Source organism: Flavobacterium collinsii, from assembly GCF_902804485.1.
Classification (GTDB): domain Bacteria; phylum Bacteroidota; class Bacteroidia; order Flavobacteriales; family Flavobacteriaceae; genus Flavobacterium; species Flavobacterium collinsii.
This window is the reverse complement of the sequence record NZ_CADCST010000124.1, coordinates 1-12,572: the sequence shown is the minus strand read 5'-3', so window position 1 is coordinate 12,572 and position 12,572 is coordinate 1. Positions and strand designations below refer to the sequence as shown.

The 12,572-nt window shown below is 35.0% G+C and carries 7 protein-coding genes and 1 riboswitch; all 7 genes read right to left on the bottom strand.

Going from position 1 to position 12,572, the window contains the following annotated elements; translation table 11 throughout:
- Positions 1–164: 164 nt before the first annotated feature.
- Positions 165–1,403 (bottom strand): hypothetical protein, encoded by a 1,239-nt coding sequence (locus FLA105534_RS19960; RefSeq protein ID WP_173967843.1) that lies wholly within the window; start codon positions 1,401–1,403, stop codon positions 165–167.
- Between the two features lie 12 nt (positions 1,404–1,415).
- Positions 1,416–2,657 carry a hypothetical protein gene (locus FLA105534_RS19955; RefSeq protein ID WP_173967842.1) on the bottom strand — a complete coding sequence of 414 codons (1,242 nt, stop codon included), beginning with the start codon at positions 2,655–2,657 and terminating at the stop codon, positions 1,416–1,418.
- 43 nt (positions 2,658–2,700) lie between these two features.
- Positions 2,701–3,990, bottom strand: coding sequence for a cell surface protein (locus FLA105534_RS19950; RefSeq protein WP_173967841.1), 1,290 nt, complete (start codon positions 3,988–3,990; stop codon positions 2,701–2,703).
- A 487-nt stretch (positions 3,991–4,477) separates the two neighbouring features.
- Positions 4,478–4,679, bottom strand: a riboswitch (cobalamin riboswitch).
- 194 nt (positions 4,680–4,873) lie between these two features.
- On the bottom strand, positions 4,874–6,481 hold the full coding sequence (gene lepB, locus FLA105534_RS19945) for a signal peptidase I (RefSeq protein WP_173967840.1): 1,608 nt from the start codon (positions 6,479–6,481) through the stop codon (positions 4,874–4,876).
- A 227-nt stretch (positions 6,482–6,708) separates the two neighbouring features.
- On the bottom strand, positions 6,709–7,893 hold the full coding sequence (locus FLA105534_RS19940; protein ID WP_173967839.1) for a PQQ-binding-like beta-propeller repeat protein: 1,185 nt from the start codon (positions 7,891–7,893) through the stop codon (positions 6,709–6,711).
- Between the two features lie 280 nt (positions 7,894–8,173).
- On the bottom strand, positions 8,174–9,388 hold the full coding sequence (locus FLA105534_RS19935; protein WP_173967838.1) for a hypothetical protein: 1,215 nt from the start codon (positions 9,386–9,388) through the stop codon (positions 8,174–8,176).
- Between the two features lie 24 nt (positions 9,389–9,412).
- On the bottom strand, positions 9,413–11,782 hold the full coding sequence (locus FLA105534_RS19930; RefSeq protein ID WP_173967837.1) for a TonB-dependent receptor: 2,370 nt from the start codon (positions 11,780–11,782) through the stop codon (positions 9,413–9,415).
- Positions 11,783–12,572 lie beyond the last annotated feature (790 nt).

Here is a 12,572-nt window from a genome sequence, read left to right as displayed (position 1 = left end):
ACATAGATTTTTAGGCCTAAAAAGGGAACAAAAAAAGAAATCTATTTCTTTCACATAAGAGGTTATGTGTATTTCAATAAAGTGAAACGTCTTTTTTATGAATACAGAACCTATGTTACTATGCGTTAAAATGAATTTACATCCAACGGACTAAACTTCTTTGGTTATTTGCCTGCAGCAAAATTTAGATCTTCAACCTGTTTAAAAGAGTTTGTTAGTAGGTCAAGTGCCCCAATCTCTGTGAATGTAGGAACGTATACTTTGACAAAATCTACACCCGGCAAGTGTACTTTCACACCATTACTGTCTACGGCCCAACTAATGTCTATCGAAGGGTCTTTGATTCCGCCATAGCCCCATTCAAAAGTTCCCACATTAAATGCTGCACCTTCTCCATCACTAATATCTTTTGTAGGCAAATTGATTTTTGTACCTTTCAACGTATAAGAATCTCCAATCCATTGTGGATAATAGTTGTAACGTCTCCATTTTTTAGTTCTGGTAATAAAACCGGTGGCATTTTTATTATTGGTCCATTTCAGATACTCCTTGTCAAATTGCCAATCCGATTTTCCTGCGACAGCTGCTTTGTTTACATCTGGCTTGTAATAAGTAATTTCATAATTTTTTACTGTAGACGATTTGTAATACTCGCTTCCGGCAATCTCATACCACTCGTTGTCTTCTGCAATACCATTTTTGTTTGCGTCGTAAGCAACCGCGATACTTACCGGAGAAAATTTTGAAGAATTAGAAATGGGATTCATCTGAACTGTAAAATCTCTTTTACCATAAGCATTGATCACAGTATGGTCGAATTTTGTCACAATGTAACCTCCAAAAGTGCCCAAATCAACAAGATTTCCGTCAGTAAGATTAGTTTGTGCATTCTCTATCGCTTCTGCTTTTGTTGCAAATTCAAAGCTGTCATTGTTATAATGCGGAGCCGGTACATAATCAACAATCGAAAAGGCTTTTGACGTATAGACTTTACCCGTTTCGGCAACGGATACTTTTGTTGCTGCCTGTTTTACTACTTTATTCAAGGTTACCGTAAGCGCTACATCATAACTCAAAGCTTTTGGTGCTATAAACTTTAAAGTCTTAGTCTCGCCAATAACAGAATCTTTGGCAACACCATCTTTGCCAGTTACTTTTACAGTCCATTTGTACTGTGCAGTAGCTCCATTCGCATTCTCAATAACTACTTCCGGATCAATAGCAACGACATTGTATCGTTCTGTCTTAAAATCAGCTTGCAATTTCAAAGTAAGTGACGGATCTTTAATCGGCTCGGGTTTAGGTTCTTCTATTATAGAATCAGGTTTTGCATCATCGTTGCTACAATTGTAAAAAACGCTAATAACCATTAGGCATAAAGTATATTTTATAAACTTTTTCATATTCTTATTCTCTTACTTTTTTAGATTATATTTTTTTATGATCTGAAGATCTGCAGCTCCTGAGAACCTTGTAGCCATTGACGATTGTTGATGACAAAGTCCCATTGGCTCACTCACACAGTTCACCACTTTTATAAAATGAATTCCGGGAAGATTAGCTTTATTGCCGTTTTTATCAACCGCCCACTCAATATCAATATCCGGGCTTTTAGCATTAACATACCCCCATTCCGGAGCATCGAAATTCCACAAAGTAGTTTGTCCGGGACGTACTGCCGCAAAATTTACATTTAACTTTGTTCCTTCATAAACAGCGGTGGTTTGAGTTGCCCAGGCTGGATAATATTCCTTTTTAGTTTTAGATCTTGGCAAAAAGTAAGTCTGAGACTGATTGTTCTCGCAATAGAGATGTTCACGATCTAAGAAAGGATCGTTTGGTCCGCTTACTACAACCTTTTTACCTACTGCCGGTTTCTGATATGTAATTTTAAAATTCTTAATCGTATTTTCTTTTGCGTGCTGACTTCCAATAATCTCATACCATTCATCATCATCCGGTTTTCCGTTTGCATTCTTGTCATAAGCCACATAGATTAATCCCGGAGCTGGCGGATTCGCTTTATCACTCAGATCTGCGCCATAAACTCTGAAATCTTTCTTTCCCGGAAGATTAACTACCAAATGATCAAATCCAACTACAATTGAACCTCCAAAGCCTCCTAAGTCAATTGGATATCCCACACTTGTTTCATTTATCCTTCCCAATGCTACCCTCATAACGTCGGTTTTTGCAAATCCGTCTTTGTACAAATCATTGGCAAACATACCCGGTGCCGGGCTAAAATCGAAAATACTTGTGATGTAAGGATTGTAATTTTGAGCCTCGTTAATTACATTGACCGTTGTTGCGCTTGTTCCTTTTTTATCTCCTTCAGTAACATTTAGCGTTAATTCATAAGCCCCTGGATACAAAGCGATAAATCGTAAATCTTTAGTAGTCCCTACAACAGAATCTTTAGTTTGATTGAAAGGATTTTTTTTAAGCACCCACTCGTAATTTGGGTTACTCGTTTCGGCAGAAGCGGTAATATTCAAAACATTAAAGGTCGCTACTTCAAATTTTCCCTGAAGTTTTACTGCTATTGGTATAACTAGTCCTTCTCCTGAGTTGGCATCATTCTTATCGTCATCGCTGCATGCGGTAAATACCGATGCCAAAACAAATAATAATAAATGGGCAAAGTTTTTTTTCATAATTCTGGTATAATAATTTAGTTTAACACATTTTTGAATAGGGCTATCGCGTTGGAATACTTTCTCCTGACAGATACAAATCGGTTGCTCCCATTATTTCAGTCGAAGTTTCTCCCAGCCACCCCGCCTGCTGATTAAGGCCGTTGTACACTTTTACAAAATCAATTCCCGGAAGCAGCACTTTGTTTCCGTTTTTATCTACAGCCCAGTTGATGTCTATTGCTGAATTGTCATCGGCATTTGGAGCATTATCAGCGTAACCGTACAAAAAGGCATATTGTACGAAGTAACTTCCGGTCCCGCTTTCATCTACAGCGTTATCCGGTAATCTTGTTCCTTTAAAAGTGATAGACGCTTGATCTTTAAGCCATTTTGGCCAGTAATCTAAAGAATGATTATAAGCATTATTCTGTACCAGATAACCGTTTTTTCCCTGATTATCTTTCCAATAGATATATTCCATATCAACAAAACCTACTGTGCCTGTAGTTCCTCCCGGTACCGGTTTTTTATTAGGATCCGGACGATAATATGTAATTTCATAATTCTGAATCGTTTTAGGCATTTTATGTCCGCCTCCTTCTATTTCATACCATTCATCGTCGGGAAGACCGTTTTTATTCTTATCATAAGAAACCATTATAACTCCTGCCTCACTACTTCCGCCACGCATTGTACTATTTGAATTAGGGTTGGCTTCTGCCCAAAATGCATTGCCCAGAACTCTAAAATCACGTTTGCCTTTTACATTAACAATAGTATGATCAAACCCAAAAACAACATAACCACCAAAGGCTCCAAGCGAAATCAAATCCCCGTTCTTTTTGGCTAAATAAGTATTGGCTCTTGACAAAATTCTTTCGGCACTATCTCCGTCATTTGCAGCCGGAAGATCGTTTATAAACTGTCCCGGAGCGGGTTTAAACTCGAATACCTTAGCGATATAGGCTTTATATTCCTTCGTTTCTTTCGTTACTGTAATCACTGCTTTTTGTGTTTTTAAACTCCCTTTGTTATTTACAGCTACTGTTAATTCATAAACCCCGGTTTCTGCTGCAGCAAACAGCACTTCTTTTTCGGCAATATTGGTTAAGACATAGTTTTCGGATGTCGCTTTTGAAACACTCCAGCTGTAGGTAGCTTCCGTAGCTGCATTGATAGTAGCATTTATAGCTAAAATTGCAAATCGTTGCGTGTTAAGCGCCAGATCGGAACTTACCGGAGCCGGATTGTTATCCTCTTTTGCTGTATCATCCTCAGAACAGTTGGTTAGGCAGAGTGCCGCAATAAAAAAGAATAAGAACCGGAAATATTGGGAGGTATTGTTAAACATGTGGTATTATTTAAGTTGGAATTGATAATCACAATAAAAATTGAAGTAATTGCAGGGAGGTTTATAATTTTAATCTTCAACCGGATGCCATATCGTATCTGTAAATTATATAGTGCCACTCAGCATCGGGATTAGTGCAGTTTTTTATTGAGATGGTGTAGAAATATGAGGAGAGAGCAGTAAAATGATCGCTAAATGCATTCCGTAATTTTACAGAAGAGGTTACTCTAAGGATCGACTCTTTATAACATCCTCTTCTCGGAACAAATCTTTTAAAAGCCTGAAAACAGCTCTTTAATACTCGTGACTGAAGAAAAATAGAAACAACTGCGATAAGAATAAATAAAGCTCTTTTTTTAATAGTATACATCACTAAATGAATTAAGTAAACTCCGTGACGTAATAATCAAAAAAGCAATAAGAAAGAATCCCGTCATAAAAAATGACAGGTCTGTTTATTGTTGTTCAACTTTATTCCACGAAAGTCTTAAACTATGTGATTGTGGCAGGTCTCCTGACTTGTTCCATCTTTAAAACAACCTTCTCATCCGCCGCGGCGGACAATGGCATTAGTAACGTTTAAAGACTTTTATAGAACTTACAGTAGCGGGTCTGTTCAGGATTTACACCTGATTCCCTTTTAACTGTTTTTTCTTAAGAAAAAACAGACCAAAATCTGGCGCAAATATATAACTATCTTTTACAATAGGGTGATTTTCAAAATAAAAATTCCAAATCCCAAATACTACTCACCGCAATACCAGGATTTGGAATTTTCTAATAACTTTAACTACAAAAGCACGAAATCAAAAACAAAAAACTTTAGAAACAAGGATTCAAGCCAGCTTTCACAGTTAAAAACTATTCATCTTTTGATAAAAACTTATTCTTTTTTTCTTTTTCTTATTACTCTACTTCCAATCATATAAAGAGCTATTAGTGCTAAAAAATGAACTAAGTAAGACTTTGGTACACCTTTTTCGTTCACTACAGAAAAAACACGATTCCATCTTATTTTATTAATTCCTTTACCGTCCTTATCCCAGCTAAACCAAATAAATACCGGCTTACCAACTACGTGATCAAAAGGAACAAATCCCCAAAATCTCGCATCTAAAGAATTCTGACGATTATCCCCCATCATCCAATAATAATCTTGTTTAAAAGTATAAGTTGTACTCATTTTTCTATTAATTAGAATCTGATTACCAATAACTTTTAAATCATTGTGTTCGTATTCTTCAATAACTCGTTTATAAAATGGAAGTGTTTTAATATTCAATTCTATAGTTTTTCCTTTTTCGGGAATGTAAAGAGGTCCATAATTGTCAATATTCCAACCCAAAGAAAGATCCTGAGGAAACACGCCTTCACCTTCTCCCTTTGCCATTAAATGTTTCTTAACTCCTTTTACAACCGGATTACGGGCTATTAATATTGCTTCTTCATTTGTCAATGTCAGGAAATATTGTCCGGTATCGGTTAAGGCAAAATTCCCATTTTCGTACTTCATGCCTTCTCTGGCTCCATAATGACTTACTAAGACATCTTGGTTAATTGGTTGTCCTTTGGTATCAATTAAAAAGTTATACTGAATTTTAGCGCTTTGCGGCAGTTTCTCTATTTTACCATTGATATAAACATCCCCTTCACGAATTTCTAGAATATCCCCCGGCATTCCAACGCATCGTTTTATTAAATTTGTTTTTTTATCTATTGGTTTGTAATAATTTCTATCCGGATGAAAATTATCCATGTCACGCAGCGTATCAGCAGGCTGATTAAAAACTACAATTTCATTGCGTTTGATCTTTTCTAGTGCAGGAAATCTAAAATAGGGTAATTGAAATTTGTTTAGTATTGACGTTCCTTTTTTAGTAAAATCGTCGCTAAATAAATATGACTTTGTACCCAAAAAAGGAATTGAATCATGGACCATGGGCAATGCAACCGAAGTCATTGGCGTTCTTGCTCCATAGTTAAACTTACTAACAAATAAAAAATCTCCGATGTACAATGTTTTCTCCAATGATGAAGATGGAATGGTAAATGGCTGTATAAGATAAGTATGTACCAATGTTGCTATAATAACCGCAAATAAAAGAGATCGTACAGTATCTTCTGCTTTGGTTTTTGGTCCCAAATCTCTGTTATCAATATAGGTTAGATCCTTAGAAAAATAATTTAAAAAAGTGATATAAAACCCTAATGTTAGTAAAACCAATACAACATCTCGCATAGTATTTTTCCCGAAACTTCTAATAGTTTCGATCCAAACTACGGGAATCATTAAAAGATTGACAATAGGAACAAAAAGCATCAAAACCCACCAAACAGGACGATGTATAATTTTCAATAGAATTACTAAATTATAAATTGGTATAAAGGATTCTACCGCTTTTCTTCCCGCTTTTACATAAAACCTCCAGGTAGACACACCATGAATAATTTGCATAATTAAAATAAAAAAGAGCCATTCTAATACATTCATACTTTTGATTTTTAGTTGTTTTTTATACTTTTTTGAGAACTAATTGGGCTTATAGGCACTGAGAATCAAATCATTAATTATTTTTTTTTGTTTTTAACAAATAAAACTATAATTAACACCAAACACCTCACGACACCAGTAGTATTTGTAGTATTTTAATTAATTTGTTACAAATTATTCAATAAAAAAAACTCCTTAATTTCTTAAGGAGTTTATATTTGAAGTTGTTATCGAATTATCTTTATATAAGCACTATAAGCGTCGTCCTTAATGGTGGTTCGCAGATAAACTTCGTTTTCGTCTTTGCTTTTAAACTCAAATTGAATCAAAGCAGCATCCGAATAATAAAAGAAATAATCATCGCCTACAAATTCAAAATTTGAAATGGGTCTCGTCGTCAATTTTGTTTCGAACGCTATTTCACCATTTGTTATGTCTATTTGAAAAAGCTTTCCTTTACGGGTATATCCCCAAATATTATCACTTTCCTCAACCATATACTCGACATTGTCGTCTTTAAAATCCCTTTTCCAAATCTGAGTTCCCGTTTTTGACTCGAGAGCGTATATCGAAGAAACTTCCGGGCCTTGTGCGCCTACATAAACTTTATTGTCTTTGCAAAATATGCGCTCCTTGATATTCTGTTGATTTTCATCTAATTTAAACTGCCAAACAATATCAAGTTTATTATCACTTAATGCATAAAGCTCGTTTTTTTCATTTGCTATAAACACATTTTCACCATCTGTCACCACTTTTCCGGACATAACTCCCTCAAAGCTTTTTTGAGAAAGAAGTTTACCTGTATTGGCTTCAAAACTATATAAATTAGTTCCACTTTGAGTAAAAACTTTGTTGTCGAAAACAAGAACCGGACTATCATTATTTGTTTCCTCCAACTTGTAACTCCATACTAAACTACCATCTTTTGTCTCAAGGGCATAAATACTATTATTGGGACTTTGCGCAGTTAGGTACAGTTTTCCTCCATTTATAGTTGGAATTTGGTTCTTTATTACAATTTGATCCATAGTATTGCCTAATCTTGATTTCCAAAAAACGACACCAGTTTGGTTATTTATTGCAAAAATTTCTCCATTAACAAACGGAATGTACACTACTCCATCTTGCAGTGTGATAGCGTTTGCGCACATTTCAGTATTAGAATCTGTAGCTTTTACGGTCCAATTGATTTTCTCAGATTCCAAATTAAAAGAAAAAAGCGAACCATCGTAATCGTAAATTAAAATGGACTCTTTATCTAATGGGACTTTTGTTAGCGGTTTTAAGACTTTATTAGAGACCTTATCCGTAGCATAAGAAGTTTTATCAGGTTGTGGCAAGGTTGGTAGTTGTCCAAACATATTTACAACAGTACTTACAAACAAAAGAGTTATTAGCTTTTTTTTCATTTTTAAAATTTGGGTTAATGATTTGATTTCTTTTTTAGCGGTAGGACGCAAAAATAAAGATCATTTAAATATGAATTAAAGCACTGAAATTAAACTTATTTAACGCAATGCCTAAACCAATATCTCTGCCAAATATAGTTAAAAATTATTATAGCATTTTGCAAGTTCCGACTTGTTTTAACTGAAAATTGGAGCTCAAAATAGAAGCGGATGCAAAATAAAAAACCTCCAAAATCAAATGACTTTGGAGGTAGTATTATTTGGGTAATACCAGGGACAACTATCTTAGTTTTCCAACAAATATCACACTACCGCCGATCGCTTCAGAAACTACTTCAAACTCAGCAGCTCCTTTTTGCTTCAAAAGGCTGAATTTTCCATCAGGAGCAGTGATATTACCATAATATTCTACATCATTAATTGTACCTACAGTATAAACGGTTCCGTATTTTTCAAAAGAAGTAAAAGGCTCAACTTTTAACGTTTTTAAATCTACAAGTGCAAATTTTGTTGGAGCATTGTACCAGTCAGCAGGCTTTGCCGGTGGAGTAAACGTATTATCCAAATACTGAGCAAGGGCTTTATCTCCATGAACATAAGCTACTACATTTACTGAATGTGCTTTTAAAGCAACTTTTAAATCCACAAAAAAGTTAGGATCAAATGTCCCGTTAGGGTTTACTTTTAACAATCCACCAGCCGGAGGAGCATCTTTTACAGTACTGTAATCTAATGACAAAGATGTAGCACGTGAAGGTCTGTAGTACAAAGTACCGTCATTTCCTTTAGCAAACGTATCATACCCCATTGACATACGAGAATCTTTAACATAAGAAACTGCTTTTGAAGCTATATCAAAAACTGCAATTTGTGCATATTGTGGAAATTTATTAAAATCAGTAGGCGTTGCGGCCACCGGTAAAATGATTTTTTTTGCAGAAGTAACATAACTCATGTAAGTAGATGTTTTTATACCAGCATCGTTACTTAACGGTAATGGAGTCACTGCAATAGTTTCTGTTATCGTCATAGTCTCCGGATTGAACTTAATAATTTTCCCATCATTTAAGGCGAAAAAATAAGCCTCTGTTTCGGACACGAAAGCAGGAGGTCCAAAAGTACCGCTAACTCCGGTACCAGCAAGACTTAAAGCATCTGCCTTCGAAATTTTCATTTCTGTACTTACATTATATTTGGTCAAGGTCGAAGCTGTACCATTCCAAACATAAGGATGTTCGCCAAACGAATATACTGTTGCGCCCGGACCTATCTCTGTCATTGTTTTATAATCAAGAGTTGAAGGGAATTTATCGTATGCTCCTAAATAAAAAACTCTTCCGCCAGGCGTATTTACACGAACTGATGCGATAACTGCAGGATTCTTACCTTGACCTTCATCTGTTTTGGTATCATCTGAGCTACATGATGTTAACGCGAATACAGAACACATTATGGCTAATACTGCATGTTTTATAAAAAATCGATTTGTTTTCATACCTGTTTGGTTATATAATTATGATTAAAATTGAGTTACTAGTTTGATATTAAATGATCTTCCTGGTTTTTGCACACCAAAAAAGTCATAATTTTTTTCGTTGCTTACATTTTGTATTTCAGCAGTGATCGCATATTTGGCGCCTTTTATACTATTGTGGTAGGTCGTCCCAAAGTCAAGTGTCTGCTGACTCGGTATCACAAATGGATTTACAGAAGCACTTTCCCAGCTTCTATAAAATTCATATACATACCTTACATCAAGAAAAAGAGATAATTTATCTGCCTTGCCAATTAAGTTGTGAAAAGAATAATTAGCTCCGCCGTTAGCAAAAAAATAAGGCTGATTAGGCACTCTGTCTCCTTTGTACACTGCAAATATTCCTTTGTTTGAGTCATTAAAAAAGTGCTGATATGTACTATTCGCATGAAAAGAGAGTTTGTCATCTTTTGAAGTCCAGCTTCCCGAAACTTCAATTCCTTTAGAAGTGGCCGCAAATACATTCTGATAAATATTATTGCGATCTACACTCGGAACAAATAAGATCTGATTGTCTATCTTTCTTAAAAAGACATTGGTTTGAACTTGCCAGCTGCTGCTTTCATAATTTGCTTTTGACTTGAAAAAAAGCTCAAAATTGACGTTGTGACTGCGTTCGGGTTTTAAGTTTATATTCCCTTGTATGAATTGTCCGTCTCCGAACAACTCATCGGTTTGAGGCAAGCGGGTAGCATATTCGTACGTTAACTTGGTAGAAAACTGTTCGTTGAATTTAAAACGAAATCCATTTCCAAAACCAAAATAGTTCACACTATTCTTTTCTTTTATTACGGAATTATTAGATGGTATTTTCTCCTCAGAATTGATTTTTTGTAGATAATTTTTAGCAAAAAAAACATTCTCTAATTTTTCATTAATGGCGTTTATTTTAAAGTCTGCACCATTAATCCATGTAAACATTTGTCTTGCAGCACTGGCCGGATCATAACCGTTAATAAGCCGGTCGTCTCCGGTTTGTTTGGAATAGGTAGGTGCTGAAGTAAAACTCAAAGCATATTGATCGTTAATTTTCCATGAAGCTTTCAGACGTGAAAAAACATCATTATTCCAGGTATACGTATCACTCGGACCAGTAGATTCCGAAATTTCTCCGCTGATATTTCCTGTAGAACCCTCAATACGCTCACCGTACCAATTGTAGACAAAATCAGATACATCTGTAAACTGACGCTCTCTATAGTTATATCCCGAAATAAAATCGAGTATAAAATTTTTACTAAAATCATTGCGGTACGTAAGAACAGATCCGGCAGACTTTCGATAAGTCATAACCTCTCCGTAAGGAACTCCAACCATTAATTGATTGTGCTGGATTTCCTTTGTATAATCGGTATAAAATCCTTCGACACTCAATTCTTTAGCCCAAATTCTGTTTCTTATACCCGTTTTTAACTGCACTCCCAAACCTTTGTATGCATCATGAAATCGCGGTACGGTTACTTTTTTTATTTTCCCGACATTATCCGGAACATCAACATCTACTTTATAATTGTTTTGAGAGCTGTCGTAAAATGCACTTCCTCTTATAAAAAAACCACTCTTTTCATTATAATTATTAAGTATTATTGATGTACGGTAAGTTCCAAAAGATCCCGCCTGAGCTGAAAAAGATCCACTAAAGCCAGGTTTTATTTTTGGAGTGATTAAATTGACAGCACCACCAAGAGCATCTGCTCCAAATTCGATAGGAACAACTCCCTTATAAACTTCAATACGATCAATTAAATTAACAGGGACGGTTGAAATACCGAAAGTATATCCGTGATACTCTAACGGAATACCATCTAAGAAAAACCTGATTTGATTTCCTGTGAGTCCATTCATCGAAAAATTTGTTCTGGAACCTAAACCACCGCTTCGTCTAACGCTAATGCCTTGCGTTTGAGCAAGTACTTCGCCTAAATCGGCAGTTTTAAACTTGGCTTCCCGCATTTCGATTACAGAAACGGCTTGTGCCGACTGCTCTTTTTTCTTTTTTTCAGATACACCCTTTACCACTACATCATTTAACTTCTCTGCCTCTTTCGACGTTTTGCTAACCTTTTCTAAAGTTATGGCAACTGAAGAATTGAAAGAACTTTCTAAAACAATTTTATGTTTCCTGGAGATATATCCATCTGAGCTCGCTTCAATGGAATAACTGCCTTTTGCCAGATTCTCGATCTTATAAAGTCCATCAGCATCAGTTTTTACATTTATTTCTGTACCTAAAAGCTGAATATTGACTCCGCTTAATGGAGTGCCGTATTCATCATTAACTTTGCCAGAGATTGTGTTTTGTGCGATTAAAAATGTCGTCGAGAATATAAAGAGCAATACTATTTTGAACCTCATGAAATAAACTTATAATTATAAATTATTCTTATTTAGAATGAATAAAAAAAGTGCAAAAATATAAAATTTTATCAATTAACAATACTCCTAAGGGTAAATAAAAATTTTACCACCTATAGCATATCAATACAAAACGTTGTGAGGTTGATAGAAGTTATTCTTTTAATTAACGATTTCAGCTATTCACTTAAGAGATCATTATATTACAGCTGATTTTATAAGTAGCGCCCTCTTTCGGTATAAATATTTGAAATGTTAAAAAAGGGCTAAAAGCCCAAAAGCGTAAAAATAATGCAACGCATTATAAATTTAGATAATCAATCATATTGCCCTGAAAAAGAAGCATAAGCAGTTATAAATAAAGCATAAGGTCTTGATTAAAAGTTGCTAACTTTCGGAAATATCAAAAAGTAATATATGTGCTTTTTGGGTTATGCTTTCGCTCTTACAGAGCTTAAAGAAGTATTTATCATTATTCATAGCACTTCGTGCAATGTTACTGCTAAGGCTCTTTCAGAGCAACAGATTCCATATACTTGTCCCTTATAGGGTAAGCTGTAAATTATTATTATTTTGCAATTAAGAAATTTTAGGAAAATGTAAAACTTTAAAAGATTGCAAAAAGCTGCCACTTTTATCCCTAAAGTCCTTTACGGTAAAGAGAATACTATTTATATCACTCCACAACTTTGGATCAAGAACAAAACCTGGGGAGGAATGTCAAAATAAAATTAGAAATTTGTAATCTAAGAATTAGATATGACACCTATAGAGCTTTTAAAATTTATGC

Bases quoted from the DNA above. Each gene is read 5' to 3' on its own strand.
- FLA105534_RS19955 (WP_173967842.1), bottom strand. From the start codon at position 2,657: ATGAAAAAAAACTTTGCCCATTTATTATTATTTGTTTTGGCATCGGTA.
- FLA105534_RS19940 (WP_173967839.1), bottom strand. From the start codon at position 7,893: ATGAAAAAAAAGCTAATAACTCTTTTGTTTGTAAGTACTGTTGTAAAT.
- FLA105534_RS19960 (WP_173967843.1), bottom strand. From the start codon at position 1,403: ATGAAAAAGTTTATAAAATATACTTTATGCCTAATGGTTATTAGCGTT.
- FLA105534_RS19950 (WP_173967841.1), bottom strand. From the start codon at position 3,990: ATGTTTAACAATACCTCCCAATATTTCCGGTTCTTATTCTTTTTTATT.
- FLA105534_RS19930 (WP_173967837.1), bottom strand. From the start codon at position 11,782: ATGAGGTTCAAAATAGTATTGCTCTTTATATTCTCGACGACATTTTTA.
- FLA105534_RS19935 (WP_173967838.1), bottom strand. From the start codon at position 9,388: ATGAAAACAAATCGATTTTTTATAAAACATGCAGTATTAGCCATAATG.
- lepB (WP_173967840.1), bottom strand. From the start codon at position 6,481: ATGAATGTATTAGAATGGCTCTTTTTTATTTTAATTATGCAAATTATT.